The following is a 16022-nucleotide window of genomic DNA, read 5'->3' on the forward strand; positions in this document are numbered from 1 at the left end:
CCGCACCGGTGCTCTACCGGTGCGGGGGACCTCTTCGCTCGTGCGGGGAAGGCTACGCGTGCTCGCGCAGCACCCGGCTCGGGGCGTACAGCTCGGTCACGCTCGGACCGGAGGCGGCCAGGGCCGCCGCGGCCCGCTGGGGCTGCGGGGTGCGCTGGTGCGGCACCGGCGAGCCCTGCATCTCCGAGACCGGCGTCACGTCGGTCTGCGGCCGGCGCGCGCGGTATGCGGAGCGGTAGGCGGCCGGGGAGGACCCCAGCTGCCGCCGGAAGTGGCCGCGCAGGGCGACCGGCGAGCGGAAGCCGCAGCGTCCGGCGACCTCGTCGACCGAGTAGTCGGAGGTCTCCAGGAGCCGCTGTGCCTGGAGCACCCGCTGGGTGATCAGCCACTGGAGCGGCGCGCTGCCGGTGAGCGAGCGGAACCGCCGGTCGAAGGTGCGCCTGCTCATGTAGGCGCGGGCGGCCAGCGTCTCCACGTCGAACTGCTCGTGGAGGTGTTCCAGTGCCCAGGCGACGACCTCGGCGAGCGGGTCGGCGCCGATCTCCTCGGGCAGCGACCGGTCGAGGTAGCGCTCCTGGCCCCCGGTGCGGCGCGGCGGGACGACGAGCCGGCGGGCCAGTGCCCCGGCCGCCTCGCTGCCGTGGTCCGTCCGCACGATGTGCAGGCACAGGTCGATTCCGGCCGCGGTGCCCGCGGACGTCAGCACGTCGCCGTCGTCGACGAACAGCTCGCGCGGGTCGACGTGGACGGACGGGTAGCGCTTGGCCAGCGTCGGCGCGTACATCCAGTGCGTCGTCGCGGGCCGGCCGTCCAGCAGCCCGGCGGCGGCGAGCACGAAGGCTCCCGTGCACAGGCCGACGATCCGGGCGCCCTCCTCGTGCGCCAGGCGCAGCGCGTCGAGCGCTTCCGGCGGCGGAGGAGAGGTGATGGAGCGCCAGGCGGGCACGACGACCGTGCCTGCCCGGGCGATCGCCTCCAACCCGTACGGCGCGGTCAGTTCGAGTCCGCCGGTGGTCCGCAGCGGACCGTCCTCCCCGGCGCACACGAGCAGTCGGTAGCGTGGAACTCCCGCGTCCTGCCGGTCGATTCCGAACACGGACAGCGGAATTGAGCTCTCGAAGATCGGCCCGCCGCTGAACAGCAGCACGGCGACGATCTCCCTGCGGCGACGCCCCGCGAGCTTCCGGCCCGCGTCTGCGACGACAGCGGCGGTGGAATCCTGGCTCATGGCGCTAAGCCCCCCTTGGGTGTCGCGACTCCTTGGTCTGGTCGCACCTGCACGTTTCCCCTCGGCCTTGCACGTGGATCCCCCGCCGTAAATACATGATCGAATCTACTGCGTCCCGTGGTGTCGGCGTGACAAGTTCAGCACGCAGCGCTATGTCGACTTGGCAACTTGGCGAAAAGCATTCGATCAGGAAGCGTTCCACTCCGCTACCCGACGGGGAACCCCGCGATCCGGCCGTGGCCAGTACTCATGGGGTCGAATCGTCCCCTGTCGCCCGTAGTCGCTGGTGGTGGGGGGGACGGGGGGACATTCCGGCAAGGGAAGCACAGCGTCCGGAAGTTGGCTGAAAACAGCCGGGTGTGTACGTGCGAATCGGTCAGTCGTGAGGGGACGTGCCGCCGGAACCGTGGCAGCCGCGGTGCGAACCGGCCCCGGTACGGGAGTGCCGGCCGCGGTGGCCGGACGGAAGCGGATCCTCCGACAGCACGCGGGCCGCGGCCCGCTCCGTCTTCTCCGAGTACCGCAGCAGCACCCGGCAGGCGGCCGTGACGGCGGCCAGCCCCAGGGTCGCCACGGCGGCCCCGCCGTACGAGGTCCCGTAGACCACCAGGACCACGGGTACGAGCAGGCAGCTGAAGGCGGCCCAGCGCACCACGTCACCCGCCGGGTCGTCGTGGACCCGTCCGGCGGACTGCACGGACGGGTGAAGCGGAGCGCGCCCGGAGGACGGCGCGGAGCGGGCGGACCGGGCGGACCGCGTCATCGGAGCGGGCTGGACGGGCTGGACGGGGTGAACCGGATGACCGGGCACGGCGTACTCCCTGCGGGCTCTTCCTGGACGGTCGGACCCTTGTCCAACGCCCCGGTACGGGCCTCGGTCACTGCGCGCACGGGTGGCGCAAGGGTCTCTCGTCACTGGCTGTAGGGGGCAGCTGCCATTGCCAAGGCGCTCGCGCTCCGGCATGCTCCCTGGGACGCTCTCCAAGGGCGGCATGCCCTGTGCAGGACAGGAGTGTCGCCGTACCCTGGTGGGTAAGGGCTTGGAAAGATGCTTCCAGGACAGAGCCCGGTCACGCTGCGTCGTCGAAAACGCTCGCGGCCAGGGTCCCCGTCGTCAGAAGATCCGAGTCGCCGAAACCGTCCCTGTCGCTTCCCCCGAGGACTCTTCCCCGAGACATCCATGGCCGGTCACGAATTCTCCGAACCCGCGGACCGCAAGCGCAAGCACCTCGCCGATTCCGTATCGAGCGACCTGCGCGCGGTGGAACAGACACGTCACCCCTGCGACCCGGCCTTCCGCCACGGCGTGGTGGTGGGCTTCGACGGCTCCACGTCCAGTGAGCGCGCCCTGGCCTACGCGATCGGCATGGCCCGGCGCTCCGGTTCCGGTCTGATCATCGTCCACGTGGCGAACCGGCTGCCCACCACGGTGTGGGCCGGCTGCGAGCCGCCCGTCTTCGTGGACGTGCCCGATCACCGCACCGAGGTGCTGGGCCTGGAGCTGGCCTGCGCGGACTACCTGTCCGAGGTGCCGTGGATCCTCGTCGAGCGCGGGGGTGACATCTGCCACGAACTGGAGGAGGTCGGCCGGGAGTACTCGGCGGACGCCATCGTGGTGGGTTCCACTCACGGGATCGTCGGCCGGATCTTCGGCTCGGTCGCGGGGCGGCTGGCGAAGCGGGCGCAGCGACCCGTTGTTGTCATTCCGTAACCCGTTGTGCGCCGGTTGTGCGGTTGTGAACCCCCTTGTAAAGGGTAGATAAATGCTGCTGGGACGCAGCAAACAACTGCAGATCGAAGGGAGCCCGCCGTGGACAATGGTGTCTCTGCGGGAAGCACGGCCTCGACTTCGACCCTGGGGAACATCGCCCTGGGTCTCACCCTTCTCGCGTTCGGTATCGGCCACACGGGTGTCCTCTCCGGTGTGACCGCCGCCAACTCCGTGTCGCTCGCGATGTACGTCGGCGGCGCGGCCCTCTTCCTCCTCGGCCTCCTCGAATACCGCGGCGGCAACGGATTCAACGGCACCGCCTTCGCGGGCCTCGGCATCTTCTGGTTCACCTGGGCCAAGGGCGCGGGGGCCTCGGTCTCCGACGAGGCAGCCGGAACGTTTCTGGTCCTCTTCGCGATGCTCGCGCTGACCCTGACGCTCGCCGCGTCGAGCGGGCTCTTCGGCCAGGGCGTCTACGCCCTGCTGACCCTCGCCCTCCTCCTGCTGGCCGTAGCCGCCTTCGCGGACAGCGCCGGTCTGGCGAAGGCGGGCGGCTGGGTCGCGGCCGTGTCCGGGCTGCTGGCCTGGTACGGGGCCACGGCCGCGCTGGCCAACTGGCCGATGGCGCTGGGCAGGACCTCCGGACGGGCGGTCGCCGCGGGCTGACGGGCCCGGATCGCGGGGCAACGCGAAGGGGTGCCACCGGAGTTCCGGTGGCACCCCTTCCGCGTGCGGTGCGCTCGCGTGCGGCGCGTTCGCGCGCGGTGGTGACTACTCGACCGTGACGGACTTCGCCAGGTTGCGCGGCTTGTCGATGTCCCGGCCCAGGGCCAGGGCGGTGTGGTACGCCAGCAGCTGGAGCGGGATGCCCATCAGGATCGGGTCCAGCTCGTCCTCGTTCTTGGGCACGAGGAGGGTGTGGTCGGCCTTCTCCTGCTCCCGGTGGGCGACGGCCAGGATCCGGCCGCTGCGGGCCTTGATCTCCTCCAGCGCCGCGCGGTTCTTCTCCAGCAGGTCGTCGTCCGGGACGATCGCGACCGTCGGCATCGCCGGCTCGATGAGGGCGAGCGGGCCGTGCTTCAGCTCGGAGGCCGGGTAGGCCTCGGCGTGGATGTAGGAGATCTCCTTCAGCTTGAGGGAGGCCTCCAGGGCGACCGGGTAGCCGCGGACGCGGCCGATGAACATCATCGACTTGGCGTCGGCGTACTCGGCGGCGAGGCGCTTGATGTCCTCCTCGCCCTTGAGGATCTCCTCGATCTGCGCCGGGAGCTTGCGCAGGCCCTCGATGATCCGCTTGCCGTCGGTGACCGACAGGTCCCGGATCCGGCCCAGGTGCACGGCGAGCAGCGCGAAGGCGACCACCGTGTTGGTGAAGCACTTGGTGGAGACGACGCAGACCTCGGGGCCGGCGTGCACGTACACGCCGCCGTCGGCCTCGCGGGCGATCGCGGAGCCGACCACGTTGACCACGCCGAGGACGCGGGCGCCCTTGCGCTTGAGCTCCTGGACGGCCGCGAGGACGTCGTACGTCTCACCCGACTGGGAGACGGCGATGTAGAGGGTGTCGGGGTCCACGACCGGGTTGCGGTAGCGGAACTCGGAGGCCGGCTCGGCGTCGGCGGGGATCCGGGCCAGGCTCTCGATCAGCCCGGCGCCGATCAGGCCCGCGTGGTACGAGGTGCCGCAGCCCAGGATCTTGACCCGGCGGATGCCGCGGGCCTCGCGCGGGTCCAGGTTCAGGCCGCCCAGGTGGACGGTGTTGAAGCGGTCGTCGATCCGGCCGCGCAGCACGCGGTCGACCGCGTCGGGCTGCTCGGAGATCTCCTTGTGCATGTAGGTGTCGTGGCCGCCCATGTCATAGGAGGCGGCCTCCCACTCCACGGTCTCCGGGGTGGCGGTCGTCGTCGTACCGCTGGTGGTGTAGGTGCGGAAGTCGTCGGCCTTGAGGGTGGCCATCTCGCCGTCGTTGAGGGTGACGACCTGGCGGGTGTGCGCGATCAGGGCGGCCACGTCGGAGGCGACGAGCATCTCCTTCTCGCCGATGCCGAGGATGACCGGGGAGCCGTTGCGGGCGACGACGATGCGGTCGGCGAAGTCGGCGTGCATCACGGCGATGCCGTAGGTGCCCTCGATGACCTTGAGCGCCTCGCGGACCTTCTCCTCCAGGCTGTCGGCCTGGGAGCGGGCGATCAGGTGGGTGATCACCTCGGTGTCGGTCTCGGACGCGAAGACGACGCCCTCGGCCTCCAGCTTGACGCGCAGCTCGGCGGCGTTGTCGACGATGCCGTTGTGGACGACCGCGACCTTGTTCTCGGGGTCCAGGTGCGGGTGCGAGTTGGTGTCGCTCGGGGCGCCGTGCGTGGCCCAGCGGGTGTGGGCGATGCCGGTGGTGCCGGCGAAGCGCTTGGGGACGCGGGCCTCCAGGTCGCGGACGCGGCCCTTCGCCTTGACCATCTTCAGCGCGGCGGCCTTCGGGCTGTTGACGACGATGCCCGCGGAGTCGTACCCGCGGTATTCCAGCCGTGCCAGCCCTTCGAGCAGCAGCGGTGCCACGTCACGCTTGCCGATGTAACCGACGATTCCGCACATACGGTCTTGCCCCTCCTGAAGTTCGGTGTCCTGCTCGTCCGCGCCCGGCGGTCCGGCCCCTGTCAGCCGTAGACGATGCGGCGCAGTTGCCGGAGCGAGAGCTCCGGGGGCGCCACGGCGCGGTGCGGCAGCTCGGCCGCGATCCGCTCGAAGATCTCCGCGTTGACCGCTCCCCCGGATTGCAGCTCCCGGTGGCGGCGGCGGACGAACTCCTCCGTCGTCTCGTTGAAGTACGCGAGCACGTCCAGCACCACCCGGGCGGCTTCCCCGCGCTGCAGCGCGGTGCTGCGCACCAGGTGGTCGACGAGGTCGTCATGCGACGGGCGGCGGTCGAGCACCAGTAGATATTGACTGTCCAAGGAGTGAAACGCAAAGATCCTGCCCGATATCGGGCAGGATCTCGCTGGTCTGGACCAGGGAAGGGTGGATTCCGGTACTCCTTGGTCAGAATCGACCCAAAATCGCCGCCTTCGCCGCCGAGAACTCATCGGCGGTGAGGATCCCCGACTGGTGCAGCTCGCCCACCTCGCGCAGCCGCCGCAGCAGGGTGTCGTGGTCCGCGGCCTCGCCCGCCAGCGCCGGGGCCGAATCCGCGAGCGGCAGCGGCACCGGCCGTTCCGGCTCGGGCGCGGGAGCCGCCGGATGGGGCATCCGCACCGCCACGGCCGCCGCGACCAGCGCCATCAGCGGGTCCTTCTTGAAGCCGAAGAGCTCCACCGCGCAGCGGTCGTACTTGGGCGCGGACGCCGGCGGGGCGCCCTCCAGCGTGAAGCGCAGCCAGCCGTTGTCCAGGCCCTTCGACGGGGACCAGTCCACCGCCCGCACGTCGGCGACCCGGAACTCGCACGGACCCCCCGAGCGCTTGGCCTCCTCGGTGGTCCAGTTCCAGTCCAGCACCACCCGGTCGCCGTCGAAGGACGCCGTGCCGTCGCCCGCGCCGAACGAGAGCGGCACCGGCGGCCCCGGCATCAGGTACGCGTCGCACGGCCCCGGATCCACCTGGTCCAGCAGCAGGGCGTTGCGCACCTCGTCCACGAAGTACTCCGCGACGCCGCTGCGGTCCGACTCCACCGACAGCCGGTACGGGTCCGAAGCCTCCGGCAGCCGCCCGCCCGTCACCTGCACCAGCGGGTCCGCCCCGTCCCGCAGCCGCAGCCGCAGCCGGCCCGCCTTGCGCCCCGGCTCGTGGCTGATCCCCCCGATCGCGCGCAGCGGCACGACCACCTCGCCCAGGTGCTGCCGGAGCAGCCCCACCCCCTTGTCGCGGCCCGGCACGATGCGCACCGTGTCCCCGTCGAAGGTCCAAGTACCGTCCTTCTGGATGATTTCCGCCATCCGGTGATTCTCCCACCGCGATGTGGGGCCCCAGAGGGGGCCGTTTGGCCTATACCTGGGCGCATGAGAGCCCCGTGTCGCACGCTCGCCGCCCTCCTGGTCCTCTGCGCCGCCGTCTCCTGCACCGCGGCCCGGGGCGACGAGGCCAGACCCGGCGCCGGCCGCCCCGCCGCCCTCGCCCCCTACGAACGGCTCCTGCCCGCGCCGGCCTCCGCGCGGCCTTCGGGCGGTGCCGGGTACGCCATCGGCGCGGGCACGGTGATCCGTACCGGCCCGGGTTCCCCGCAGGAGGTGCGGCAGGTCGGCGAGCTCTTCGCGGAGCAGCTGCGCGGGCCCGGGCTGCCGCTGCCGGTGGTCGACGGGGAGGAGGGGGAGGGGATCCGGCTGCTGCTGGACGGCCGGGCGCGGGAGCTGGGCGCGGAGGGCTACCGGCTGCGGACCACCCCCTCCGGGGTCACCCTGACCGCTCACGCCCCGGCGGGCCTCTTCCGCGGCGGGCAGACGCTGCGGCAGCTGCTGCCGGTGCGGGGCCCGGGCGAGGTCCCGGGCGGCGAGGTCACGGACACCCCGCGCTTCGCGTACCGCGGCGCGATGGTGGACATCGCCCGCCACCACTTCCCCCTCGAACAGGTCAAGCGGTACGTCGACCAGCTCGCCCAGTACAAGATCAACACCCTGCACGTGCACCTCACCGACGACCAGGGCTGGCGCATCGCCGTCGACTCCTGGCCGCGCCTGGCGACGTACGGCGGCGGCAGCGAGGTCGGCGGCGGCCCCGGCGGCCACTGGACCAAGGCGGAATACCGGGAACTGGTCGCCTACGCGGCGCGCCGCTACGTCGACGTGGTCCCGGAGATCGACATGCCGGGCCACGTCAACGCCGCCCTGGCCTCCTACGCGGAGCTGAACTGCGACGGTAAGGCCCCCGAGCGCTACACCGGGATCAAGGTCGGCTTCAGCTCGCTGTGCGTGGGCAAGGAGCGCACGTACGAGTTCATCGACGACGTCCTCGGCGAACTGGCCGCCCTCACCCCCGGCCGCTACCTCCACATCGGCGGCGACGAGGCCCACTCCACCCCGGCGGCGGACTACGCGGCCTTCATGGACCGCGCCCAGGCGGTGGTGGGCCGGCACGGCAAGACGGTGGTGGCCTGGCACCAGCTCGCGAACGCCCGCCCGGCGCCGGGCGCGGTCCTCCAGTACTGGGGGCACGACAAGACGGCGGCGGCGGAGAAGTCGGCGGTGGCGGCAGCCGCCCGGCAGGGCCACGCCCTGATCCTCTCCCCGGCGGACCGCGCCTACCTGGACATGAAGTACGACAAGGCGACGAAGCCCGGCCTGGCCTGGGCCGGCTACGTCCCGGTGCAGCGCTCCTACTCCTGGAACCCGGGCACCTATCTCCCGGACGTCCCGGAATCCGCCGTCCTCGGCGTGGAAGCCCCCCTGTGGACGGAGACCATCGCGACCCGCGCGGACTGGGAGCTGATGGCGTTCCCCCGCCTCCTCGGCCTCGCGGAACTCGGCTGGTCCCCGGCCGCGTCCCTGGACTGGCCCGCGTACCGCCCCCGCCTGGCCGCCCAGGGCCCCCGCCTGACCGCGCAGGACACGGCGTACTACCGGTCGCCGGAGGTGCCCTGGGAGTAGTCGCCGAGGGGCGGGGCGGGCGCGGGTTCGAGGGACCGTATTCGAAGCCGCGCCCGCCCCGGGCCGTCAGCGCCGGGCGAAGGGCGCGACGGGGTTCTTGAGGGTGCCGATCAGCTGGAGGGCCGCCGCCGGGTCGGCGAGGTCGACCATCTGCTTGTTGTTGCGCAGCTGGAGGCGGTTCAGGCAGGACAGCTGGAACTCCTCCGCGAACAGGTCGTACTGCGCGAAGCGGTCCGCCAGGGCGGGCGCCGAGTCCTGGTAGTCGTGGGCGCAGTCCGCCACCGCCTTCCAGAACACCTCCTCCGTACAGATGCCTTCCGAGACCAGGATCGAGCCGAGGAAGCGGAAGAAGCAGTCGAAGACGTCCGTGAAGACCGACAGGAGCTTCATGTCCTCCGGGATGTCCGCGCGGACGCGCTCCACCGCCGGCGGGAGGACCGCGTCCGGGTCCATGACCACGATCTCCTCGGCGATGTCCTTGAAGATCGCCCGCTGGACGACGCCGTCCTTGATGACCAGGATCGTGTTCTCGCCGTGCGGCATGTACGCGAGGTCGTACTGGTAGAAGCAGTGCAGGAGGGGGAGCAGGTAGGCGCGGAGGTAGGGCTTCAGCCATTCCGCCGGGGTGAGGCCCGATTCGGCGATCAGGGCGCCCACGAAGGACTTGCCGTCCGCGTCGACGTGGAGGAGCGAGGCCATCGTGGCCAGGCGCTCGCCGTCGCGCAGGGAGTTCACCGGGGACTCGCGCCACAGGGCGGCCAGCATCTTGCGGTACGGCGAGTAGCGGTCCGTCGCGCGCTCGTACTGGCGGTGGTGGTAGCCGATCGCCGCTCGCTCGCGGATGATCGAGAAGTCGACCGACCGCAGGACCTCGTCCGACTCGATCAGCTGGTGCAGCCAGTCGTTGATGGCCGGGGTGGCCTCCATGTAGGCGGCGGACAGGCCGCGCATGAAGCCCATGTTGAGGACGGAGATGGCCGTCTTGACGTAGTGCTTCGTCGGGGTGGTGGTGTTGAAGAAGGTGCGGATCGACTGCTGCGCGAGGTAGGCGTCGGAGCCTTCGCCCAGCAGGACCAGGCGGCGGTTCGCGATCTCGGCCGCGAAGGTGACCGTGGTCTTGTTCCACCACTGCCAGGGGTGGATGGGCAGGAGGTGGTAGTCCGCCAGGTCCAGGCCCAGGGAGGTCATCTTCGCCGCGAAGAGGGTGAGGGCGTCCTCGCCCAGCTCCTCGCGCATGAAGGCGTCGTGGTCCAGGCCGGCGCCCGCCGTGAAGGTGGACACGTCCTTGCGGGCGGCGACCCACACCAGGTGGACCGGGCTCGCCGTCTCCGGGGCGTACGAGAGGTACTCGTGCACGCCGAAGCCCAGCCGGCCGTTGTTGGCGACGAAGCAGGGGTGGCCCTCCGTCATGCCCGTCTCGATGTCCTGGAAGGTGGACTTCGCGAGGGTGGCGGAGGAGAGCTGGGGCTTGGTGTATTTGAAGCCCGCGCCGGCCAGGGTGGAGGAGATCTCCTCCAGGTAGACCGGCAGGACCTCCGCGCTCAGGCCCAGGGTCTGCTGGAGTTCGATGTGGAAGTCCAGGGCGTCGAGCGGGAGCTCGGTGCCGTTGCCGTGGCGGGTGATGGACTCCTCGTCCACCGCCCAGTGGTCCAGGGCGTGCAGGGCCGAGCGGAAGCGGTACTCCACCGTGCCGTCGTCGCTGCGGACCGAGTAGAGGTCCCCGCCCAGCGGCTCGGGGGTCAGCAGGCGCTCGTGCGAGAACTCCGCGAGGGCCTTGCGGACCAGGGCGCGGTTGGCGCGGGCCCACAGCTCGGGGGAGAGGTGGGATACGGCGTCGGCGAGGCTCATGCCGGAACTCCCGTCGTGAGGGCGGTGGCCGCCTCGAACTGCTCGCGGGTGCAGAAGCTGAGCAGGGCGACCTTCTCGGGCTTCTGGACCTCGCGCTCGGGGACGAAGCCGACGGCCTCGTTCAGGGCGTGGACCGCCTTGTTGCGGACGTCCGGCTCGACGACGACCCGCGCCGTCGCCGGGTCGGCGAAGAGGGAGGCCATGACCGTGGTGATCACCGCGCGGGTGAATCCGGATATCGGGGTGTCCGACGGGGCCACCAGGAAGTGCATGCCGACGTCGCCGGGCTGGGCGTCGTACAGGCCGACCAGCTCCAGCTTCGAGGGGTCGTAGCTCTCCATGAGGAACGCCGGGCGGCCCTCGTGGAGGCCGATGAAGGCGTGGTGGTCCTCGTGCGCGGTGATGCGCACGTACTCGCGCTCGACCTCGGTGAGGGAGGCGTCCTGCATCATCCAGAACGCGGCCTTCGGGTGCGTCACCCAGCCGTGCAGGAGCTCCGCGTCCGCGAAGGGGTCCAGCGGGCGGATCGAGAAGTGCCCGAGGGCCGCGTCGGTGCGGGCGAAGAGGAGTTCGGGGGTGGTGCTCATGCGTGCATGCCTTCCGGGGCGGTGAACTGCTGGAACGCGATGGACTTCTCGACCTTGTAGTACTCGCGGCCGAGCAGCTCACCGACGATGTACGCGTTGCGGTACGCGGCCATGCCCAGGTCGGGAGAGGTGAGGGAGTGGTTGTGGGTGGTGCCGTTCTGGAGGTACACCCCGTGGCCGGTGACGTCGACCGCGTAGTTGCGGCCCGCGTCGAGGCGGCCGTGGCCGTCGAAGTTCAGCCGGTCGTGGACCGGGGCCAGGAACTCCGGGATCCGGTACTTGTAGCCGGTGGCCAGGACCAGGCCCTCCGTGGAGAGGGAGAAGTCCCGCTCCTGCTCCTCCTGGCGCAGCCCGAGGGTGTACGTGCCCGTGGTGGTGTCGTACGCCGTGCTGTTCAGGGAGGTGTTGGTCAGGAGGGTCGTGGGGACCGCGCCCGGCATGGTGATCTTCTTCTGGTAGAGCAGGTCGAAGATGGCGTTGATGAGGTCGCCGTCGATGCCCTTGAAGAGGTTCTTCTGCTGGGTCTCCAGCCGGTAGCGGGTCTCCTCGGGGAGGGCGTGGAAGTAGTCCACGTACTCCGGCGAGGTCATCTCCAGCGTGAGCTTCGTGTACTCCAGCGGGAAGAAGCGCGGGGAGCGGGTCACCCAGTTGAGCTGGTAGCCGTGTACGTCGATCTCGGCGAGGAGGTCGTAGTAGATCTCGGCCGCGCTCTGGCCCGAGCCGACCAGGGTGATCGACTTCTTCTTCTGGAGGGACTCCTTGTGCTGCATGTACGAGGAGTTGTGCAGGAAGTCCCCGCCGAGGTTCTCGCAGGACGCCGGGACGTGCGGCGGGGTGCCGGTGCCCAGGACCAGGCGGCGGGCCCGGTGGGTCTCGCCGCGGTCCGTGCGGACCTCGTACACGCCGGCGGCCTCGTCGTACGTCACCTCGGTGACGGAGGTGGAGTACAGGACGTTGTCGAGCCGGTCGGCGGCCCAGCGGCAGTAGTCGTTGTACTCGGCACGCAGCGGGTAGAAGTTCTCCCGGATGTAGAAGGAGTACAGCCGGTCCTTGTCCTTCAGGTAGTTCAGGAAGGAGAAGGGCGAGGTCGGGTCGGCGAGGGTGACCAGGTCCGACATGAACGGCGTCTGCAGGTGCGCGCCGTCCAGGAACATTCCGGCGTGCCACTCGAAGTGCGGCTTCGACTCGATGAACAGCCCGTCGAGCTCGTCGATCGGCGCGGTCAGGCAGGCGAGTCCCAGGTTGAAGGGACCCAGGCCGATGCCGATGAAGTCGTGGGGCTTAGCGGTGGACGGCAAGGGATTCTCCCAGGAACTGCTCGGCGTGTGCGGCGAGGAGGTCGAGGACGGCCGCGATGTCGGACGTCGTGGTCTGCGGGTTGAGGAGGGTGAACTTCAGGTACTGCTTCCCGTCCACCTTGGTGCCGGCGACGACGGCCTCACCGGAGGCGAACAGGGCCTTGCGGGCGTGCAGCTGGGCCTCGTCGACGAGGTCCGGGCGCGTCTCGCCGACGGGCAGGTAGCGGAAGACGAGGGTGGAGATCTGCGGCTCGACGACGACCTCGAAGCGCGGGTCGGCCGCGATGACCTCGTAGCCTGCGGCGGCGAGGTCGACGACCTGGTCGAAGAGCGAGCCGACGCCGTCGGCGCCCATGATGCGGAGGGTCATCCAGAGCTTGAGGGCGTCGAAGCGGCGCGTGGTCTGGATGGACTTGTCGACCTGGTTCGGGATCCGCTCCTCGGCCATCCGGCGCGGGTTGAGGTAGTCCGCGTGGTACGTGGCGTGCTTGAGGGTGTCGCGGTCGCGGACCAGCATCGCGCTGGAGCTCACGGGCTGGAAGAACGACTTGTGGTAGTCGACGGTGACCGAGTCGGCGTTCTCGATGCCGTCGAGGAGGTGCCGGCGGGTGGGGGAGACCAGCAGTCCGCAGCCGTAGGCGGCGTCCACGTGCATCCACGCGGAGTGCTCGCCGGCCAGGCGGGCGATCTCGGGGAGCGGGTCGATGGACCCGAAGTCGGTGGTGCCGGCGGTGGCGACGACGGCCATGGGGAAGAGGCCCTCGGCGGCGCAGCTCTCCAGCTCCAGGGCGAGTACCGCGGTGTCCATGCGGCGGTTGCGGTCGACCGGCACCGAGATGACGGCTTCGTAGCCGAGGCCGAGCATGGCGGCGGACTTCTGGACGCTGAAGTGGCTGGCCTCGGAGGTGAAGATGCGCAGCTTCGGAAGCAGTTCGGCCTTGGTGAGCTCGGTGCCCTCGTCGAGGGCGCGCTTCATCACGATCCGGCAGGCCTCGTCGCGGGCGAGGAGCAGGGCGTGGAAGTTCGACTGGCTGCCGCCGGAGGTGAAGATGCCGTCCGCGCCTTCGCCGAGGCCGATGCGGCGGGCGGTCCACTCGATCAGGCGGCGCTCGATGAGCGTGCCGCCGATGGACTGGTCCCAGGTGTCGAGGGAGGAGTTGACGGCCGACAGGACCGCTTCGCCGACCACCGCGGGGATGACCACCGGGCAGTTGAGGTGGCCCAGGTAGCGCGGATGGTGGAAGTAGACGGCGTCGCGGAGGTAGACGTCCTCCAGCTCGTCGAGGGCGGCGGTGGCGTCACCGAGCGGCTTGTCGAGGTCGATCCCGTTGATGACCGGGGCGAGTTCGTCGACGGATATGCCGGTGTGGGGCCGCTCGGTCGTGGCGAGTTTGGCGGCGACGCGGTCGACGCCCTCGGTGACGGAGCGCCGGTAGAGGTCCGCGGTCGTCTCGTTCAGCAGATGCGAGCGCATCAACTTTCCTCCGGGCAGTGGGGATACCTCCCAGCGGTGGCTGGGGGAGAAGCGGGGGCGGGGTGTGACTGGCGATGCATGGGTTAGGTTAGCCTAACCTAAATTCGATCACAAATGCGGGAGGCCCCGGCGAATGCCGGGGCCTCCCGTGTGAAACTCCTTGCACGGCACGGGCGTTGGCTAGAGGGCGGACGCGGGGTCCTCGCTCGGGGCCTTGCCCGCGTACGCCTCGGCGAGCAGCTGCTCCTCGCTCGCCCCGAGCCGCCAGTAGCCGGTGAAGCGCACCGCGCGCCGGTCGATGGAACGTTCCTGCACCAAGTGGCGGCGCACCGCGCGGATCGTGCCCGCCTCGCCCGCGAGCCAGGCGTACGGGGCTTCGGCGGCGGGCAGTTCCGCCGCCCGCATCGCCTCCACCACGCGGCCCGCCCGGTCGGGGCCGGACGCGCCCTTCTCGCGCACGATCCAGGTGATGTCCGCGTCGGCGGCGGTGCGCAGGTCGAGCCGGTCGTCCGCGTGCGGGACCTCGAACCAGGCCCTGACCTTCGTCCCGGCCGGGAGCCGGTCCAGGATCGCGGCGGCGGCGGGCAGCGCCGTCTCGTCCGCGTACATCAGGAAGGCGTCGGTGGCGGCCGCGGGCTGGAAGCGCACGGACTTGTTCTCCGCGACGGCCGGCCCGATCGCCATGATCCGGCGGCCGGTGACGGCCCGGCCCGCCCAGCCGGAGGCGGGGGACGCGTCGCCGTGGAGGACGAAATCGATGTCGACCTCGTCCACGCCATCGTCCGTACGCCGCTGCTCGCGCACCGTGTACGAGCGCATCACCGGGCGGTCCTCGTCCGGCATCGCGCGCCAGGCCCCGAACCAGGTGTCCTCGTCGGTGGAGGGCAGTTCGGTGTGCTCGGCGTGCGCCGGCGGCAGGAAGAGCGAGAGGCTCTGGTCGTACCCGCCCGATCTGAAGTCCGCCAGGGACTCGCCGCCGAAGGTGACGCGCAGGAACGAGTGGCCGAGGCGGCGCGTGCGCAGCACTTCCATCGTGAAGAAGCGGAAGTGCGCCACGGCCTGTTCGGTCTCGGACGCGGTGGCGGTCATGCGCGAGTCCCCCCTGGGATTCGAATGGGAGCCGGCGGCGGGTGTGGTGCCGGGCGGTCGGTGCCGGAGGCGGGGCCGCGGGCGGTGGCCCGCGGCCCGGCCTTCAGAGCCGGCGGAAGAGGGTCAGGAGACCTTCTTGGCGTTCTGGATGGTCTTGGCGAGGTCCTCGAGGAGCTGCGCGCACTTCTCGTACGAGTAGATCGGCTCGGTCACGCGCGGGGCGACCTGGCCGGCCTTGACGGCGGGCAGCTCGTTCCAGGTCGGCTTGGCCTTCAGGGCCTCGGGCTGCAGGGCCTGGGTGCGGTTGTCGAGCAGGACGACGTCGGCCTTGTACTTGCCGGCGTTCTCCCAGCTGAGGCTCTCGTAGAAGCCCTGCGGGTCCAGCTTGTCCTGCTCCGGGGCGACGAACTCGACGCCCAGGGACTCGAAGTACTTCAGGTCGGCCGAGGTCTTCGGGGTGGAGACGTAGAAGAGCTGGTCGGCGCCGGAGCCGACGAGCACCTTGATGCCCGGGTTGGTCTTGACGGCCTCGCGGACCTTGGCGGAGGCGGCGTCGAAGCGGGCCTTGGCGTCGGCGGACTTCTTGGAGTTCAGGTCGGCGCCGAGGGACTTGGCGAGGTCCGCGGTGCGCTCCAGGGCCTTGTCCATGGAGGCCTTGTCGCCCACGCCGATCGCGGCGGCCGGGGCCAGCTTCAGGATCTTGTCCTTGGAGGCCTCGGGGACGTACCAGTACGTGCCGTCCCAGGTGTTGGTGGCGAGGAGCTCCGGCTTCAGGGCCGCGTACTTCTCGACGTTGAACTCGTCGTAGACGTTGCCGAGGATCTCGACCTTGGAGATGTCCATCGAGCCGGCCATCGGGTCGGGCTTGCCGTCGGCCAGCTTGGTCGGGCCGAAGACGCCCTTGACCTGCACGCCGTAGTCGTACAGCGCGGCCGCGGTGCCGGTGTAGGCCACGATGTTCTTCGGCGTGGACTTGGCGCTCGCGGTCTTGTCGAGGTCGTCCTTGAAGCTCCAGGCGCCCGAGGCGGCGGCCGTGCTGCCCTTGTCGCCCTCAGCGTCCTTCGCCTTGTCGTTGCCGCCGCACGCGGTGAGTGCCGCGACGAGGCCGAGGGCGCCGCCGGCGGCGACGAGACCGCGGCGGGAGAGGAACGTGGAGCTGGGCTTGGGCATGGCTAAGTCCGCTTTCGTACGTGCAGGGGCGGCCGGGGGACCCGAGGCC

General features: G+C 70.7%; 14 protein-coding genes. 3 read left to right on the plus strand and 11 right to left on the minus strand.

From position 1 onward, the window contains the following. Window positions 1–52: 52 nt before the first annotated feature. Window positions 53–1228: a helix-turn-helix domain-containing protein gene (locus ACZ597_RS23285; RefSeq protein WP_471333226.1), complete on the minus strand. Its 1176-nt coding sequence runs from the start codon at window positions 1226–1228 to the stop codon at window positions 53–55. Window positions 1229–1604: 376 nt separating this feature from the next. Beyond that, entirely contained in the window at window positions 1605–1991 is a 387-nt protein-coding gene (locus tag ACZ597_RS23290) for a hypothetical protein (protein WP_471333230.1), read from the minus strand. 417 nt (window positions 1992–2408) lie between these two features. Here ACZ597_RS23290 and ACZ597_RS23295 point away from each other — a divergent pair, with 417 nt between their 5' ends. Next, window positions 2409–2939, plus strand: coding sequence for a universal stress protein (locus ACZ597_RS23295; RefSeq protein ID WP_362461766.1), 531 nt, complete (start codon window positions 2409–2411; stop codon window positions 2937–2939). A gap of 99 nt (window positions 2940–3038) precedes the next feature. Further along, window positions 3039–3605: an acetate uptake transporter gene (locus ACZ597_RS23300; protein ID WP_471333233.1), complete on the plus strand. Its 567-nt coding sequence runs from the start codon at window positions 3039–3041 to the stop codon at window positions 3603–3605. Window positions 3606–3710: 105 nt separating this feature from the next. Here ACZ597_RS23300 and glmS read toward each other — a convergent pair whose 3' ends face one another. The 3 genes from glmS to ACZ597_RS23315 form a co-directional block, all read right to left on the minus strand. Beyond that, window positions 3711–5528 carry a glutamine--fructose-6-phosphate transaminase (isomerizing) gene (glmS, locus tag ACZ597_RS23305; protein ID WP_471333236.1) on the minus strand — a complete coding sequence of 606 codons (1818 nt, stop codon included), beginning with the start codon at window positions 5526–5528 and terminating at the stop codon, window positions 3711–3713. A 62-nt stretch (window positions 5529–5590) separates the two neighbouring features. After that, window positions 5591–5866, minus strand: a complete 276-nt coding sequence (locus tag ACZ597_RS23310; RefSeq protein WP_007264192.1) for a hypothetical protein — start codon at window positions 5864–5866, stop codon at window positions 5591–5593. 106 nt (window positions 5867–5972) lie between these two features. Beyond that, window positions 5973–6863 carry a DUF4429 domain-containing protein gene (locus ACZ597_RS23315; protein WP_471333239.1) on the minus strand — a complete coding sequence of 297 codons (891 nt, stop codon included), beginning with the start codon at window positions 6861–6863 and terminating at the stop codon, window positions 5973–5975. A gap of 63 nt (window positions 6864–6926) precedes the next feature. On the opposite strand from ACZ597_RS23315, the gene ACZ597_RS23320 reads away from it, so the two are divergent. Then, entirely contained in the window at window positions 6927–8507 is a 1581-nt protein-coding gene (locus ACZ597_RS23320) for a beta-N-acetylhexosaminidase (protein WP_471333242.1), read from the plus strand. A gap of 66 nt (window positions 8508–8573) precedes the next feature. Here ACZ597_RS23320 and ACZ597_RS23325 read toward each other — a convergent pair whose 3' ends face one another. The 6 genes from ACZ597_RS23325 to ACZ597_RS23350 form a co-directional block, all read right to left on the minus strand. Further along, complete coding sequence (locus ACZ597_RS23325) at window positions 8574–10355, minus strand: IucA/IucC family protein (protein WP_471333245.1); 1782 nt, start codon at window positions 10353–10355, stop codon at window positions 8574–8576. Further along, window positions 10352–10942, minus strand: a complete 591-nt coding sequence (locus ACZ597_RS23330; RefSeq protein ID WP_471333247.1) for a GNAT family N-acetyltransferase — start codon at window positions 10940–10942, stop codon at window positions 10352–10354. Before ACZ597_RS23330 ends, ACZ597_RS23325 begins: the two co-directional genes overlap by 4 nt. Continuing rightward, window positions 10939–12240, minus strand: a complete 1302-nt coding sequence (locus tag ACZ597_RS23335; RefSeq protein WP_471333250.1) for a lysine N(6)-hydroxylase/L-ornithine N(5)-oxygenase family protein — start codon at window positions 12238–12240, stop codon at window positions 10939–10941. Before ACZ597_RS23335 ends, ACZ597_RS23330 begins: the two co-directional genes overlap by 4 nt. After that, window positions 12224–13714 (minus strand): pyridoxal phosphate-dependent decarboxylase family protein, encoded by a 1491-nt coding sequence (locus tag ACZ597_RS23340; protein ID WP_471333252.1) that lies wholly within the window; start codon window positions 13712–13714, stop codon window positions 12224–12226. Before ACZ597_RS23340 ends, ACZ597_RS23335 begins: the two co-directional genes overlap by 17 nt. 180 nt (window positions 13715–13894) lie before the next feature. Further along, window positions 13895–14803: a siderophore-interacting protein gene (locus ACZ597_RS23345; protein WP_471333254.1), complete on the minus strand. Its 909-nt coding sequence runs from the start codon at window positions 14801–14803 to the stop codon at window positions 13895–13897. Window positions 14804–14926: 123 nt separating this feature from the next. Further along, entirely contained in the window at window positions 14927–15973 is a 1047-nt protein-coding gene (locus ACZ597_RS23350; RefSeq protein WP_471333257.1) for an ABC transporter substrate-binding protein, read from the minus strand. Window positions 15974–16022 lie beyond the last annotated feature (49 nt).

The organism is Streptomyces sp. NPDC040718 (assembly GCF_055593565.1).